This is a genomic window from Pseudomonas sp. H1_G08, from assembly GCF_054681355.1.
In genome coordinates, this window is record NZ_CP162822.1 from 2298268 (window position 1) to 2313769 (window position 15502).

Genomic DNA, 15502 nt, shown 5'->3' on the forward strand with positions numbered 1-15502 from the left:
ACATTGATGTCGATTGACACACCGCTTTCGCGAGCAGGCTCGCTCCCACAGGGTTATGTATTCCCGGGCGGTAAAGGGTCAGGCCCACTCTTTGCGCAGTTGCCGCGCGGCGCTGACCATGTGCACCAGCGCCGCTTCGGTCTCTGGCCAGCCTCGGGTTTTCAACCCGCAATCGGGATTGACCCACAGGCGCTCCACCGGAATACGCTGCGCCGCTTTGCGCAGTAAGCCGACCATTTCCGTCACATCGGGAATCCGTGGCGAGTGAATGTCGTACACGCCGGGGCCGATGTCGTTCGGGTAGGCAAACGCTTCAAACGCTTCGAGCAGTTCCATGTCCGAACGCGAGGTTTCGATGGTGATGACATCGGCGTCCATCGCCGCGATCGACTCGATCACATCGTTGAACTCGCTGTAGCACATGTGCGTGTGGATCTGCGTTTCGTCGCGCACGCCGGAGGCGCACAGGCGGAACGCTTCGCTCGCCCAGTGCAGATACGCCGGCCACTGCGCCCGGCGTAACGGCAAGCCTTCACGGAACGCCGCTTCGTCGATCTGCACGATTTTGATTCCCGCCGCCTCCAGATCATTCACCTCGTCACGAATGGCCAGCGCCAGTTGTTGAGCCTGCACCTCGCGGCTGACGTCTTCGCGCGGGAACGACCACATCAGCATGGTCACCGGGCCGGTCAGCATGCCTTTCAAGACCTTGTCGGTGAGGCCTTGGGCGTAACGGATCCACTCGACCGTCATCGCCTGCGGGCGGCTGAGGTCGCCGAAAATCACCGCTGGCTTGACGCAGCGCGAACCATAGCTCTGCACCCAGCCAAAGCGGGTGAAGGCATAGCCGTCGAGCTGTTCGGCGAAGTATTCGACCATGTCGTTGCGCTCGGCCTCGCCGTGCACCAGCACATCCAGGCCGAGGCGCTCTTGAATTTCCACCGCGTGGCGAATCTCCGTGTGCATCGCATCGGTGTAATCGGCCGCGCTGAGCTTGCCTTGCTTGTAGGCCTGACGCGCCAGACGGATCGCCGCCGTTTGCGGAAACGAACCAATGGTGGTGGTCGGGAATAACGGCAGGTCGAGCTTGCCGCGCTGTTTGGCGATACGCTGGGCAAACGGCGATTGGCGTTGCGCATCCTTGGCAGTGATCGCCGCGACCCGCGCTTGTACCGCCGGTTTGTGAATACGCGGCGAGGCAGCGCGGCTGGTCTGCACCGAACGGCTTTGCGCGAGGGCACGCAGTACCTTCGGCGCTTCCGGTTCGCTGACCGCTTGAGCGAGCACGGCGACCTCTTCGCACTTCTGCACGGCGAACGCCAGCCAGCTTTTCAGTTCGGCATCGAGCTGGTCTTCGCGGCCCAGATCAACCGGGCTGTGCAGCAATGAACAGGACGGTGCTACCCACAAACGATCACCCAGACGCTCATGAGCATGGCGCAGCGTCGCCAGCGCGTTTTGCAGATCGCAGCGCCAGACGTTCCGACCGTTGACCACACCCAGCGACAGCACCTTATAAGCCGGCAGGCGATCCAGAATGGTCGGGTACTGATCCGGCGCGCGCACCAGATCGATGTGCAAGCCATCGACCGGCAGGTTCGCCGCCAGACCGAGATTTTCTTCCAGGCCACCGAAGTACGTGGCGAGCAGTTTTTTCAGCGGATCGCGCTGGATCTGGTTGTAGGCGCGCTCGAAGGCATTCTTCCAGTCCTGCGGCAGATCGAGCACCAGAATCGGCTCGTCGATCTGCACCCACTCCACACCCAACGCCGCCAGCCGCGCGAAGATCTGGCCGTACAGCGGCAGCAGGCGGTCAAGCAAATCGAGCTTGTCGAAGTCGACGCCTTTGGTTTTACCCAGCCACAGATAGGTCAGCGGACCGATGATCACCGGTTTGACGTTGTGCCCCAGCACACGGGCCTCTTCGGTTTCCTCAAACAACTGCTCCCAACCGAGCTGGAATTGCTGATCGGCGCTGAATTCCGGTACCAGGTAGTGATAGTTGGTGTCGAACCACTTGGTCATTTCCTGAGCGTGGCCTTCGCTGCAGCAACTATTGCTGACGCCTCGGGCCATGCTGAACAAGGTTTGCAGCGTAGCTTTGCCGTCATGCGGACGGAAACGTTCGGGGATCACGCCGAACATCAGCGAGTGGGTCAGCACTTGGTCGTACCAGGCGAAATCGCCAACCGGCAGCAAGTCGATGCCGGCGTTTTTCTGCAAGTCCCAATGGACCTTGCGCAGCTCACGCCCGACGTCACGCAGGCCCGCCTCGTTCAGTTCTCCTTTCCAGAACGCCTCTTGCGCTTTCTTCAGTTCGCGGTCGCGACCGATGCGCGGAAATCCCAGGGAATGGGCCAGTGCCATGACAAACAACTCCAGATGCTTATTCGATGGCAGGTATTGTCGGGAACCGGACTTGATGAAACAAACTCAATAAATTCTAGATCATCACAAGTTCTACTCATGCACAGGCACCCCGTAGAAGCTGTCGAAGGCTGGGATCTTCTGGCCGTAGGGACGCAGAGCGTCCAAGGCTGCATTCCCACGCGGAGCGTGGGAACGATCAGAACACGTCAGGGCAACATGCAAGTTTTCGTTCTATCGTTAGATCCAAATGGCTGGATTTTCCAAGGATTAGAGGTTGCGATAGGGGATGTCTGCGCCTAAGTTGCACGCGAGTCTTTTCCCCGCGATTGGAACGCGGTCAACACCATAAAGAGGTGAAGAAATGTCAAAGGAATCACGCCCTGCCGTGCTTGGGCTGATAGGCAATACTCCGCTGGTGCAGGTCACCCGCTTCGATACCGGACCGTGCACGCTGTTTCTCAAACTCGAATCGCAGAACCCTGGCGGCTCAATCAAGGACCGTATCGGTCTGGCGATGATCGACGCTGCGGAACGTGACGGTCGCCTGCAACCGGGCGGCACGATTGTCGAGGCCACTGCCGGCAATACCGGTCTGGGTCTGGCGCTGGTCGGTCGCGCCAAAGGCTATCGCGTAGTGCTGGTGGTACCGGACAAGATGTCCACCGAGAAAGTCCTGCACTTGAAGGCCATGGGCGCCGAAGTGCACATCACTCGTTCTGACGTCGGCAAGGGCCATCCCGAGTATTACCAGGACGTCGCCGCCCGCTTGGCCAAGGACATTCCCGGCGCGTTTTTCGCCGACCAATTCAACAATCCCGCCAACCCGCTGGCCCATGAATGCAGCACCGCGCCGGAAATCTGGGCGCAGACCGAACATGATCTGGACGCCATCGTCGTCGGCGTCGGTTCGGCCGGCACGTTGACCGGGTTGAGTCGCTTCTTCAAGCGCGTGCAGCCGGATCTGGAAATGGTCCTCGCCGATCCGATCGGCTCGGTGATGGCGCAATACAGCCGCGACGGCACCTTGCCGACGCCCGGTTCGTGGGCGGTCGAGGGTATCGGCGAAGACTTCATTCCGTCGATCACCGACCTCTCCAGCGTGCGTCACGCCTACTCGATCAGCGACGCGGAAAGCTTCGATCACGCGCGCCAGTTGCTCAAGGCCGAGGGCATTCTCGGCGGCTCATCGACCGGCACCCTGTTCGCTGCCGCGCTGCGTTATTGCCGCGAACAGACCGAGCCGAAACGCGTGGTCAGCTTCGTCTGCGACACCGGCACGCGGTACCTGTCGAAGGTCTACAACGACCAGTGGATGACCGATCAAGGCCTGTTGCAGCGCAAGGGCTACGGCGATCTGCGCGATTTGATTGCACGGCGTTTCGAAGACGGCCGGGTGATCAGCGTCGGCCCGGACGACACCCTGCTCACTGCGTTTCAGCGCATGCGTCTGGCGGATGTTTCGCAACTGCCGGTGCTGGTCGAAGGCAAGCAACTGGTGGGCGTGATCGACGAGTCCGACATCCTCCTCGGCGTCCACGAAGATGCCGCGCGCTTCAGCCAGTCGGTGTCCAGCGTGATGACCGACAAACTGCAAACCCTCGCCCCGGCTGCGACCCTGGCCGAGCTGGAAGCGGTGCTCAGCCGTGGCCTCGTCGCGATCATCGCCGACGCCTCCGGCTTCCACGGCCTGATCACCCGCACCGACATGCTCAACCAATTACGGAGATCCCTTGCATGAGTCAGCACGACGATAAATCCCAAGGCTTCGCCACCCGGGTGATCCACGCCGGGCAGGAGCCTGACCCGACCACCGGCGCGCTGATGCCGCCGATCTACGCCAACTCCACCTACCTGCAAGACAGCCCCGGCGTGCACAAGGGGTTCGACTACGGCCGCTCGCACAACCCGACGCGTTTCGCGCTGGAGCGCTGCGTTGCGGACCTCGAAGGCGGCACCCGAGCGTTTGCCTTCGCCTCAGGGCTGGCGGCGATTTCCACAGTATTGGAACTGCTCGACGCCGGCTCGCACATCGTCTCAGGCAATGACTTGTACGGCGGCACCTTCCGCCTGTTCGACAAGGTTCGCCAGCGCAGCGCCGGGCACCGTTTCAGCTTCGTCGACCTGACCGATCTGTCGGCGTTCGAAGCCTCGCTGCAGGACGACACGCGCATGGTCATGGTCGAAACCCCGACCAACCCGTTGCTGAGCCTGTCGGACCTGGCCGCCATTGCGCGCATCTGCCGCGCGCGCGGGATCATCTGCGTCGCCGACAACACCTTCGCCAGCCCGTACATCCAGCGCCCGCTGGAGCTGGGCTTCGACATCGTCCTGCACTCGACCACCAAATACCTCAACGGCCACTCCGACGTGATCGGCGGCATTGCCGTGGTCGGACAGAACGCCGAGCTGGCGGAAAAACTCGGTTTCCTGCAAAACGCCGTCGGCGCGATTTCCGGGCCGTTCGATGCATTCCTCACCCTGCGCGGGGTGAAGACTTTGGCGCTGCGCATGGAACGTCATTGCAGCAACGCCCTGGATCTGGCGCAGTGGCTGGAACAGCAACCGCAGGTCAAGCGCGTCTACTATCCGGGCCTTGAGTCGCACCCGCAGCACGAACTGGCCAAGCGGCAGATGCGCGGTTTTGGCGGGATGATTTCTGTTGATCTGAACAGCGACCTGGCCGGTGCGCGGCGCTTTCTGGAAAACGTGAAGATCTTTGCGTTGGCCGAAAGCCTCGGTGGCGTGGAAAGCTTGATCGAGCATCCGGCGATCATGACCCACGCGACGATTCCACCGGAGACGCGCGCCAAGCTTGGTATTGGCGATGGCTTGGTGCGGTTGTCGGTCGGAGTTGAAGACGTTGAAGACCTGCGCGCCGATCTGGCTCAGGCACTGGCAAGAATGTAAACAGCTCCACCCAAAGAAGCCCGCGCAATGCGGGCTTCGTCTTTTTTTGTCCGTCGATCTCCCCGCCGTGGCAGTTCCCGAGGCCGATCCTATACTCAATCGGCTCGATCAAAATTATCTCGACACCCGCACGCCGTTCGGTGTGCCCGTGCCTTTCGCCAACCAGGTAGAACCCAAGCCAGTGAGTCGTGGCGTCTGTATGCATCGCGCGCGATTGATCGCTGTTTGGCAACGGGTCGTGGAGAAAACCATGAAATACAAGTTGTTGTCAGGCGTGCTTCTTGCGGTAGCGGCCAGCGTTGTGGTGCCGAATGTCTTGGCGGCGCAACCGCAGGCGTTGGCTTCGGATGGGGCTGATCATGTTGGCGCCGGCGCAGTGGCTGCCGATGGCGCCGATCGTGTCGGTGCAGGCGCGGTGGCTGCCGATGGCGCTGATCGTGTCGGTGCCGGCGCGGTGGCTGCCGATGGCGCTGATCGTGTCGGTGCCGGCGCGGTGGCCGCCGATGGCGCTGATCGTGTCGGTGCCGGCGCGGTGGCTGCCGATGGCGCTGATCGTGTCGGCGCGGGCGCAGTGGCTGCCGATGGCGCTGATCGTGTCGGTGCCGGCGCGGTGGCTGCCGATGGTGCTGATCGCGTCGGCGCCGGCGCGGTGGCTGCCGATGGTGCTGATCGCGTCGGTGCCGGCGCGGTGGCCGCCGATGGCGCTGATCGTGTCGGTGCCGGCGCGGTGGCTGCCGATGGCGCTGATCGTGTCGGCGCAGGCGCGGTGGCTGCCGATGGCGCTGATCGTGTCGGTGCCGGAGCATTGGCAGCGGATGGGGCCGACCGCACCGGCGTCAACCGAGTGGCCTACTCCCGGGTCGGAGTCGGTTCTGATCGCGTGGCATCGGCGCTGATGACCGGCAGCTATTCCGACCAGTTCAACAGCCCACAATAATCGCCGCGAAATAACGGGCGAGCTCCTGAGCCGCCCGTTTACATTGGCCTTTACAGCATCTGTTCAACCGCTGCGCCTTGTCGATCACGCAGGGCGCGCAACGTCGCGCGTAACTCGGCCGGGCGCACAGGTTTCGACAGAATCGCAATCTGCCGGTCATGCAAGGCTGCCTGAATCTTCTCGACGTCGTGCCCGGTGATGATCATCGCCGGCACGGCCCAGCCGCGCTGCCTGCGCACTTCATCGATGCATTCGATACCCGTGGCATGGGTGCCGAGGTCATAGTCGGCAACGATGATGTCGCAGTCGGTGACCAGGCCTTCAGCCGACCACTCGCCCTGCACCACACAGCCCCAGCGTTCGAGCAACGCCGAAGTAGCCAGCAGCACGTTGCGGTCATCCTCGACCAGACACACCTTCAGCCCGGTCAACAAACCCACCTGCCGCGCTTCACTGCGAACCACCGGTGACTGCGGCGCCGCCACGATCGGCAACCCCGCAAGCGTCACAGCGGTGCCGCGTCCCAACCGTGAACGCAGAGCAACGTGCACATCGATCAGTTCACCCAGACGCTTGATGATCGACAGGCCCAGCCCCACGCCCTCGACATCTTTGTCGCGCACTTGCCGTACCCGATAAAACTCCTCGAAGACCTTGTGCAGATGCTCTTCAGCAATGCCGTTGCCACGGTCATGGATGACGATGGCCAGCCCTGCCCCACGTTTACGCACGCCGATCAGCACGGGACGTTGCGCGCCGTATTTGAAGCAGTTGGAGAGCACGTTCTGCACCATGGTCGCGAGCAGCGCCGGGTCGGTTCTGACCCAGTGGTTGCACGGTCGCAGCCGCAGCTCGACGCCTGCCCAACGGGCCGCTTCCTGGTGTTGGCGTATCAGATCCGCAAGCCATTCACCGAGATTCAGCGTTTGCATTTTCGCTTCGATCCGACCGTTATCGAGGGTGTAGAGGTCGAGAATCGAGCGGAACAATTGCGAGACGTTGAGCAGTGAGCGGTCGATGTTATCGACCAGCCGCCGCTCGTCATCGCCCAGGCGCGACTCTCGCAGACACGCGGTAAACAGTCCGATGGAATGAATTGGCTGACGCAAGTCATGACTGGCCTGCGCCAGAAACCGCGACTTTTCCAGATTAGCCGCCAGCGCTTCTTCCGACGCCTTGCGCGTGCGCTCAAGCAGCAAGTGCGCATAAAACGGAATCACCGTGCTGGTGATCAGCAGCATCAGCACCATGAACGGCTGCGCCTGCCAATACGGCGTCAGGCGATAGACCACCAGCAGCGCCACCAATGCAAGGCCGGTGGCGATTGCCAGATAGCGCGAGCCGTAGCGCATGCCGTTGCCGAGATTGACCCAGACCATCACCGCATACAACGGCAGCGCCGCTTCGCCGCCGATCACCAGTCCAAAACAGGTGCCGGTGTAATCGTGGACCATGGCAAAAATCCGCCGCGCCAGATAATGCCCGGGCCAACGCGCAATGGCTTGGCGGAACGTGATCGAAGCCAGCAGAAACAAGACAATGTAAGTGATGACCGGCAGGTAGGTATCGAAGCGATGGCCCGGCAGAAAACCCAGCACGACCATGTAAACCACCGCAATGGCAGCGATGATAATGCGCAGGTTGGCCTGGTCGAGTTCGGTATTTTTTTCGAACTTCATGGTAAACGTCCTTGTGCAGCAATCGTCAGTTTCGGAAGCAGCCTACAGGCAGCCTTCGCGTCCAGTGCTAAGGTGCAGGCCTTGAATCACGCCTGACCCAGGGAGGGTCGCGTCATGACGTGCCGGATCATCATAGCCGACGATCACCCGCTGTTTCGCGAGGCGATGCTGCGCACCGTGCAGCGCTTGCTGCCCGATGCCGATACCTGCGAGGCCGGCGACTTCGACGCGGTGCTCAAGCTGCTGCCACAGGGCGACGAGCCGGACACGCTGATGCTCGATCTGCGTTTTCCCGGGCTGACCTGCATCACCCAGCTCGCCGACTTGCGAAGACGATTGCCGCGCACCACGCTGATCGTGGTGTCGATGGTTGACGATCAGACGCTGATCAGTGAAGTCATGGCGGCGGGCATTGACGGTTTTATCGGCAAGAACATTGCGCCGGATGAAATTGGCCAGGCGATTCTGGCGATCCGTGAAGGTGAGGTGCTGGTGAAGTCGGCGCCGTCCGGCTTGTTGCCGCTGGAAACCGCGACGACGCTGACGCCGCGTCAGCAGGACGTGCTGCGGTTGATTGCGCAAGGCAAGACCAACAAGGAAATCGCCCGTGAACTGGATATTTCGCCGTTCACGGTGAGGATCCATGTGTCTTCGTTGTTGCGCACGCTGGACGTGCCGACGCGAGCGGCAGCGGCGGTCAAGTATTCGGGGCTGTGAACCCTTTTACGGATCAACCTGCGCCATCAGATCCGGCACCGACTCCGGCCGCTTGGCATAGCGCTGCGCCAGCACCGCGCAGACCATCAGTTGAATCTGATGGAACAGCATCAGCGGTAGAATCAGCACGCCGATGGTGCTGCCGGCAAAGAGTACCTGCGCCATCGGCACGCCGGTGGCCAGGCTCTTTTTCGAGCCGCAGAACAGGATGGTGATGCGGTCTTCCTGATTGAAGCCGAAGGCTTTGCTCAACAGAATTGATGCCACCAGAACCAACGTCAGCAGGATGCAGCAGACCACCACCAGGCCGAGCAACTCGAACAACGGAATCTGCTGCCAGATGCCTTCGTTGACCGCCTCGCTGAATGCGCCGTACACCACCAGCAGAATCGAGCCCTGATCAACGAATTTCAGCCAGTTCTTGTTGCGCCCTACCCACGCGCCGATCCAGCGGCGGGCGATCTGCCCGGCAATGAACGGCAGGAGCAATTGCACGCTGATCTTCACGATCGCATCGAGGGTCGAGCCGCCGTCGCCGTGGACGTTGAGCAGCAAAGTCACCAGCAGCGGCGTAAGAAAAATCCCGAACAGGCTGGACGCCGCCGCGCTGCAGATCGCCGCCGGAATATTGCCTCGCGCCAGCGAAGTGAACGCGATGGCCGACTGCACCGTAGCTGGCAACGCGCAAAGGTAGAGCATGCCCATGTACAGCTGATCGCCGATCAGCGGTGACAACAGCGGTTTCAGCGCCAGACCGAGAATCGGGAAGAGCACGAAGGTCAGGCCGAACACCAACAGATGCAGACGCCAGTGGCCAGCGCCGGCGATGATCGATTCGCGCGACAGCTTGGCGCCATGCAGGAAAAACAGCAGGGCGATGGCGATGTTGGTCAGCCAGCCGAAGCCGACCGCGACCTGGCCGCTGGCGGGCAGGAAGCTGGCCAGCAGAACCACGCCGATCAAAGTCAGGGTGAAGTTATCGGGCAGAAAACGTGGGCGCGTCATGAGATTCATCCGGGGGTTGCCAGTGCGTGCCGACGACTCTAACGTGACTGGCAATTACCGACTAACGCCGAAGAGCCGCAAGATGCCGCCTAAAGGACATAGCAAAAGCGTGCGCCGCAGTGTTCCCGGGTTGCCCAGCCTGCCGCGCCCCGTGTACGGACGCACCGAATCGCTGCCCAATCGCGCCCTCACCCGCCGCCACAGTCATCCGTGGGTGCAGTTGTCCTATGCGATTCAGGGCGTGCTCGAAGTGCAGACCAGCGCTGGCCGTTTCGTCGCGCCGCCGGAGCGTGCTGTATGGATTCCGGCGGGCGTGCCGCACCGGGTATTCAGCGCACCGCATACGGAAATGCGCAGCCTGTACATCGACAGCAGCGTCACCGGTTGGGCGGCCGAGCATTGCCATGTGCTCGGCGTCAGCGCGCTGCTCAGGGAATTGATTCGCGCCTTCAGTCAGGTCCCGGTGGAATACGACGAGAGCGGCCCTGACGGACGCTTGGCCCAGGTGATCCTTGATCAATTGGCCGACGCGCCGACCATCGATTTGATGCTGCCGCTGCCGCAAGACCCGCGCCTGAAGCAGATCTATCAGAGCCTGGAGCAACATCCGGAGCAGCAGACCACGCTGAGCCACTGGAGCGAAAAATTCGGTGTCACCGAAAAGACTCTGACACGGCTGTTTTTGCGCGACACCGGCCTGACCTTCCGCGCCTGGCGCCAGCGCCTGCGCTTGCTTGGTGCCCTGACCCCGCTGGAAAAAGGCGAGCGTGTGACCGACGTTGCACTGGCTTGTGGATACGACTCGACATCGGCGTTTATCGCCGCGTTTCGTCAGCAGTTCGGCGAAACGCCGGGAGAGTTTTTCCGCTGATACTTCGTTTTTGCCGAACTGTCAGTCAGAAATAAACGATTTTTCTTTGCTCCAGATCCGTCGCTAGCATGGCCCCGTCTGACTTTGATCGAGAAGAGAAGATGATCCCTGTGGGAGCGAGCCTGCTCGCGAACGCGGTGGGTCAGCAACCTCAACTTCACTGTTCCATCGTATTCGCGAGCAGGCTCGCTCCCACAGGGGATGTGCTTGCTGCAAATAAAAAGACAGGGAGCGTGCCATGCCTGCCACGAACATCAACATCGGCGAACCCTGGATGTGGGGCGCCTTCATCGTCTTCGTTCTGGCCATGCTGGCCCTGGACTTGTTTGTCTTCGGCGGGCGCAAGGCGCACCGGGTGTCGGTGCGGGAAGCGTCGGCCTGGGTGGTTGCCTGGTGCCTGTTGGCGCTGAGCTTCGCCGGATTGCTCTGGTGGTATCTGCATGGCGAATTCGGCGGTGAGATCGCCAGACAGAAAACCTTGGAATTTTTAACCGGTTATCTGATCGAGCAGTCGCTGTCGATCGACAACATGTTCATCTTCGTGATGATCTTCAGCTACTTCGCGGTGCCACCGGAATTGCAACGACGAGTGCTGCTGTACGGCGTGCTCGGCGCGATTGTCATGCGCGCGATAATGATTTTCGCTGGTGTGTGGCTGGTGTCGCAGTTCGAATGGCTGCTGTATGCCTTCGGTGTGTTCCTGATCATCACCGGGATCAAGATGCTGGTGTTCGCTGATCATCAACCGGATCTGGAAAAGAATCCGATATTGCGCTGGGTTCGCGGGCATATGCGCATCACCAGTGGCTTTCACGGCGAGAAGTTTTTCATCCTGCAGAACGGCGTGCGCTGGGCAACACCGATGTTCCTGGTGCTGGTGCTGATCGAGGCCAGCGACTTGATGTTCGCGGTCGACAGCATCCCGGCGATCTTCGCCGTCACCACCGACCCGTTCATTGTCTTCACTTCAAACATCTTCGCAATCATGGGCCTGCGCGCGCTGTACTTCCTGCTGGCGGACATGGCTGACCGTTTTCACCTGCTCAAGTATGGCTTGGCGATCGTGCTGGTGTTCATCGGCGGCAAGATGGTGCTGATGCCGTGGTTCCATATGCCGGTGGAATGGTCGCTGGCAATCGTCGGGTCGGTGATTCTGGGGTCGGTGCTGTTGAGTCTGGCGACCAGCCGCGAGGCAGAACGCCGCACCGAATGACACAACACAACCCACCTGTGGGAGCGAGCCTGCTCGCGAATACGCCGGATCATTCAACATAGGAGTTGAATGACACACCGCTTTCGCGAGCAGGCTCGCTCCCACATTTGAAGTGCGATGCTCTTATTTATCGGATTTGATACTGGTCCACACCCGCGTGCGCACCCGTTCCATTTTCTGCGGCAACGGTTGCACCACATACAGGGTTTTCAGCGCTTCGCTGGTCGGGGTCAGATTGGGGTTGTCGGTGATGTCCTTGTTGACCAGCGGCATCGAGTCCTTGTTGGCATTCGGGTAACCGAGGAAATCGCTGATCGGTGCGATCACTTTCGGGTCGAGCAAGTGGTTGAGGAATTCGTGGGCCTCGGCGACGTTCTTCGCGCTCTTCGGAATGGCGAACGTGTCGAACCAGATCGGCGCGCCCTCCTTCGGCAAACGCCAGTCGACCACCACGCCATTGCCCGCCTCTTTGGCGCGATTGCCGAATTGGTAGAAGCTGCCGGAATAACCGATCGCCACACAGATGTCGCCGTTGGCGATGTCGGTCATGTACTTGGCCGAGTTGAAGTAGGTCACGTACGGGCGAATCTTCATCATCAAGGCCTTGGCCTTTTCATAGTCCGCCGGGTTCTGGCTGTTCGGATCAAGGCCGAGGTAATGCAGGGCCAGCGGCAGGATCTCCGACGGCGAATCGAGCATCGCCACGCCACAGGCCTTGAGCTTTTCCATGTTCTCGGGCTTGAACACCAGATCCCAACTGTCCACCGGCGCGTTGTCGCCCAGGGCGGCCTTGACCTTCGCCGGGTTGAAGCCGATCAGCACGGTGCCGTACATGTATGGCACGCCGTACTGGTTGCCGGGGTCGTTGGCGTCGAGCAATTTGAGCAGGGCCGGATCCTGGTGCTGCCAGTTCGGCAGTTTCGACTTGTCGAGTTTCTGGAACACGCCGGCCTTGATCTGGGTTTCGATGAACTGATTGGACGGCACCACCAGGTCGTAACCGGAGTTGCCGGTGAGCAGTTTCGCTTCCAGGGATTCGTTGGTGTCGAAGGTGTCCCAGGTCACTTTGATCTTGCTTTGCTCGGCGAAGTCCTTGGGCACTGACGGCAGGATGTAATCCGCCCAGTTGTACACCCGCAGTTCGCGCTGCTCGGCCTGGACGGCGCTGGCCAGCAGCGTCAAGCCACACACGGTGGCGCCCAGAATGCGTTTGATCGTGACCATGGTTGTTTCCCCGAATGCGACGTGAGATCGATGGTTTTTATGTTCTGTACACGGCAGTGGCTGTAACGATAGCCAAGGGCAAAAAAGGTCGAGCCTGTTGTTATGGTTTCGATTCTTGCTGACAGCGTAGCGCGATGACAGTAGGCGGCAGGCCAAAAGGGGATCGATATGGCCAATTTGCTTGACCGCCGAGATACGCACACAAAAATGCCCGGCACTGGGCCGGGCATTGCTGTGTTGCCGTTGGGATCAGTCGGTATAGCCGAGCCTGGCCGCCCTGCTCTGCTGCGCCTGACCACGGGTTGCGAGGCAGTAATACAGCGGCACCGTTACCACCAGACCGACCAGCCAGGACAGGTCGGCACCTTCCACCAGATTGGCGTACGGCCCCACGTACAGCGATGTGTTGGCAAACGGCAGCTGCACGATGATGCCGATGAAATAGGCAATGATCGCGTGCAGGTTGAAGCGCCCGTAAATCCCGCCGTCAGCGCGGAAGATCGAGGCGATGTCGTAGTTACCGCGCTTGATCAGATAGAAATCGATCAGGTTGATCGACGCCCACGGCACCAGCACCAGCAACAACGCGAGAATCAGTCCGATGAATTCGGAAATGAAATCCGCCGAGGCACCGAGGGCGACCACGCAGCATCCGGCCAGGATCACGCTCGAGAGCACCACGCGCACCTTGATGCTCGGCGTCCACTGGCTGGCGAAGGTCTGAATCGAGGTGATGATCGACAACACCGCGCCATACAGATTCAGCGCGTTGTGGCTGATGATGTTGAGCAGAAACAGCACCATCAGAATCGGCCCCAGCCAGCCGGTGGACTGCTTGACCGCTGCCATCGCTTCAGTGCCTTCCGGCGTCGCCAGTACCGCCACCGCGCCAAAACTGAACGACAGAATCGTGCCCAGCGTCGCGCCCAAGTAAGTCGCCCAAAACGGTTTGGCGATACCGATGTCTGCTGGCAGATATCGCGAATAGTCGGAGACGTACGGCGAGAAGCTGATCTGCCAGATGATCCCCAGCGACACCGTCGCCAGCCAGCCGGAGAGATTGAAACTGCCGCGCGTCAGGAAGTCCGCCGGCAAGTCATGGGCGAAAATGTAGATGAATCCGGCGAGCAACGCGCCGCCCATCACCCAGGTGCCGATGCGGTTGAGGGTGTGGATGAAGTTGTAGCCGATCACACCGATCGCCGTAGCAGCCAGCGCGCCGATCAGAATGCTCAGCGGCGCCGGTACTGACGGCGCAATGCCGACAATGGATTTACCGGCCAGCACGATGTTGGAAATGAAGAAACCGATGTAGATGAGCGCCGCGAAGAACACGATCAGCAGTGCGCCGTAACGACCGAACTGACCGCGACTCTGGACCATTTGCGGAATGCCCATGCGCGGACCCTGCGCCGAGGCCAGCGCAATCACCACGCCGCCGATCATATGCCCCAGCGCAATCGCCAGCAGCCCCCAGAACAGATTCAGATGGAACACCTGAACCACCATGGCGCCGGTGACGATGGGCAGTGGCGCAATGTTGGTGCTGAACCAAAGAGTGAACAGATCGCGGGCCTTCCCGTGACGTTCCGCGAGTGGGACGTAATCGACCGTATGATTCTCGATCAACGGATCTTGCCGGGACATCTGGGACATATGCATGAACTCGAGTTTGTCTGTTTTTATCTTTGTATGAAGCCAAACCGGGAGGACTCTTGGGTCGCCCCTCAGATGCAGACCATATTATGGTATTCCAAACTTTGCACAAGCCTGATCCGCTGATTCTGTCGCTGTCTGATCCGCTATCCTCGCTGATCCCACCCCTGACCGGCTAGCTGAAAGCCCCGTAAACACTGAGTTTCCGACGAAAGCGGCACGTTTATCGGTTCACCAGAAAAGCTCTTGCAAGATATGTATTACGGTATACCATCAGACCTACAAACGATAATAACCGCGTCACACCACCCGAGGACCTCCCAATGATCGATGCTGCCATTTACAAACAAGTCATGGGCTCGTTCCCGTCCGGCGTCACCGTCATCACCACGCTGGACGACGACGGCCAGATCGTCGGCCTGACGGCCAGCGCGTTCAGCTCGTTGTCGATGGACCCGGCGCTGGTGCTGTTCTGCCCCAACTACAGCTCCGATTCCTATCCCGTGCTGATCAAGAACAAACGCTTTGCGATTCACCTGTTGTCCAGCGTGCAGCAAAGCGAGGCCTATGCCTTCGCGCGCAAAGGCAAGGACAAGGCGCAGGGCATCGAGTGGACTTTGAGCGAACTGGGCAACCCGATCCTCGCCAATGCGACGGCGGTGATCGAGTGCGAGTTGTGGCGTGAATACGAAGGTGGCGACCACGCGATCATGGTCGGCGCAGTGAAGAACCTGATCGTCCCCGAGCAGGTCGCCGGACCGCTGGTGTATTGCCACGGCAAGATGGGCGCGTTGCCGGTTGTGGCGTGATTTCACCAGATCTCGGATATCCCATGTGGGAGCGAGCCTGCTCGCGAATGCGATGTGTCAGTTGTTACATTTTTGACTGACCCGACGCCTTCGCGAGCAGGCTCGCTCCCACCG

General features: G+C 60.6%; 12 protein-coding genes. 7 read left to right on the forward strand and 5 right to left on the reverse strand.

The window, feature by feature from the left end:
- Positions 1–78 precede the first annotated feature (78 nt).
- Positions 79–2367 carry a 5-methyltetrahydropteroyltriglutamate--homocysteine S-methyltransferase gene (gene metE, locus AB4N85_RS10350; protein ID WP_252867754.1) on the reverse strand — a complete coding sequence of 763 codons (2289 nt, stop codon included), beginning with the start codon at positions 2365–2367 and terminating at the stop codon, positions 79–81.
- Between the two features lie 364 nt (positions 2368–2731).
- On the opposite strand from metE, the gene AB4N85_RS10355 reads away from it, so the two are divergent.
- From AB4N85_RS10355 to AB4N85_RS10365, 3 genes are all read left to right on the forward strand, one after another.
- Complete coding sequence (locus AB4N85_RS10355; protein ID WP_095180209.1) at positions 2732–4108, forward strand: pyridoxal-phosphate dependent enzyme; 1377 nt, start codon at positions 2732–2734, stop codon at positions 4106–4108.
- Positions 4105–5277, forward strand: coding sequence for a cystathionine gamma-synthase (locus AB4N85_RS10360; RefSeq protein WP_076562462.1), 1173 nt, complete (start codon positions 4105–4107; stop codon positions 5275–5277). The genes AB4N85_RS10355 and AB4N85_RS10360 overlap by 4 nt, the downstream gene beginning before the upstream one ends.
- 250 nt (positions 5278–5527) lie before the next feature.
- The gene (locus tag AB4N85_RS10365; protein ID WP_252867755.1) at positions 5528–6214 is read left to right on the forward strand and encodes a hypothetical protein; all 687 of its coding nucleotides are present in this window, start codon (positions 5528–5530) and stop codon (positions 6212–6214) included.
- A gap of 50 nt (positions 6215–6264) precedes the next feature.
- Here AB4N85_RS10365 and AB4N85_RS10370 read toward each other — a convergent pair whose 3' ends face one another.
- Entirely contained in the window at positions 6265–7893 is a 1629-nt protein-coding gene (locus AB4N85_RS10370) for an ATP-binding response regulator (protein WP_460067951.1), read from the reverse strand.
- Positions 7894–8007: 114 nt separating this feature from the next.
- Between AB4N85_RS10370 and AB4N85_RS10375 the strand changes: the two genes are divergently transcribed.
- Entirely contained in the window at positions 8008–8610 is a 603-nt protein-coding gene (locus AB4N85_RS10375; protein WP_315434748.1) for a response regulator transcription factor, read from the forward strand.
- 6 nt (positions 8611–8616) lie between these two features.
- Here the strand turns inward: AB4N85_RS10375 and AB4N85_RS10380 are convergent, their stop codons facing one another.
- Entirely contained in the window at positions 8617–9615 is a 999-nt protein-coding gene (locus tag AB4N85_RS10380) for a bile acid:sodium symporter family protein (RefSeq protein WP_041480047.1), read from the reverse strand.
- Between the two features lie 82 nt (positions 9616–9697).
- Between AB4N85_RS10380 and AB4N85_RS10385 the strand changes: the two genes are divergently transcribed.
- A complete protein-coding gene (locus AB4N85_RS10385) occupies positions 9698–10486 on the forward strand; it encodes an AraC family transcriptional regulator (protein WP_460068341.1) in 789 nt (262 codons plus the stop codon).
- Between the two features lie 238 nt (positions 10487–10724).
- Positions 10725–11699: a TerC family protein gene (locus tag AB4N85_RS10390; RefSeq protein WP_258706820.1), complete on the forward strand. Its 975-nt coding sequence runs from the start codon at positions 10725–10727 to the stop codon at positions 11697–11699.
- A gap of 123 nt (positions 11700–11822) precedes the next feature.
- Here AB4N85_RS10390 and AB4N85_RS10395 read toward each other — a convergent pair whose 3' ends face one another.
- Together AB4N85_RS10395 and AB4N85_RS10400 are read right to left on the reverse strand one after the other, a co-directional pair.
- Complete coding sequence (locus AB4N85_RS10395) at positions 11823–12923, reverse strand: polyamine ABC transporter substrate-binding protein (RefSeq protein WP_016775035.1); 1101 nt, start codon at positions 12921–12923, stop codon at positions 11823–11825.
- A 249-nt stretch (positions 12924–13172) separates the two neighbouring features.
- A complete protein-coding gene (locus tag AB4N85_RS10400) occupies positions 13173–14579 on the reverse strand; it encodes a purine-cytosine permease family protein (RefSeq protein ID WP_016775036.1) in 1407 nt (468 codons plus the stop codon).
- 323 nt (positions 14580–14902) lie between these two features.
- Between AB4N85_RS10400 and AB4N85_RS10405 the strand changes: the two genes are divergently transcribed.
- Entirely contained in the window at positions 14903–15388 is a 486-nt protein-coding gene (locus AB4N85_RS10405; protein WP_016775037.1) for a flavin reductase family protein, read from the forward strand.
- The last annotated feature ends 114 nt before the right edge of the window (positions 15389–15502 follow it).

Coding starts and splice junctions, on each gene's coding strand:
- AB4N85_RS10390 (WP_258706820.1), top strand. CDS start 10,725: ATGCCTGCCACGAACATCAACATCGGCGAACCCTGGATGTGGGGCGCC.
- AB4N85_RS10385 (WP_460068341.1), top strand. CDS start 9,698: ATGCCGCCTAAAGGACATAGCAAAAGCGTGCGCCGCAGTGTTCCCGGG.
- metE (WP_252867754.1), bottom strand. CDS start 2,367: ATGGCACTGGCCCATTCCCTGGGATTTCCGCGCATCGGTCGCGACCGC.
- AB4N85_RS10405 (WP_016775037.1), top strand. CDS start 14,903: ATGATCGATGCTGCCATTTACAAACAAGTCATGGGCTCGTTCCCGTCC.
- AB4N85_RS10375 (WP_315434748.1), top strand. CDS start 8,008: ATGACGTGCCGGATCATCATAGCCGACGATCACCCGCTGTTTCGCGAG.
- AB4N85_RS10365 (WP_252867755.1), top strand. CDS start 5,528: ATGAAATACAAGTTGTTGTCAGGCGTGCTTCTTGCGGTAGCGGCCAGC.
- AB4N85_RS10355 (WP_095180209.1), top strand. CDS start 2,732: ATGTCAAAGGAATCACGCCCTGCCGTGCTTGGGCTGATAGGCAATACT.
- AB4N85_RS10395 (WP_016775035.1), bottom strand. CDS start 12,923: ATGGTCACGATCAAACGCATTCTGGGCGCCACCGTGTGTGGCTTGACG.
- AB4N85_RS10380 (WP_041480047.1), bottom strand. CDS start 9,615: ATGACGCGCCCACGTTTTCTGCCCGATAACTTCACCCTGACTTTGATC.
- AB4N85_RS10400 (WP_016775036.1), bottom strand. CDS start 14,579: ATGTCCCAGATGTCCCGGCAAGATCCGTTGATCGAGAATCATACGGTC.
- AB4N85_RS10370 (WP_460067951.1), bottom strand. CDS start 7,893: ATGAAGTTCGAAAAAAATACCGAACTCGACCAGGCCAACCTGCGCATT.
- AB4N85_RS10360 (WP_076562462.1), top strand. CDS start 4,105: ATGAGTCAGCACGACGATAAATCCCAAGGCTTCGCCACCCGGGTGATC.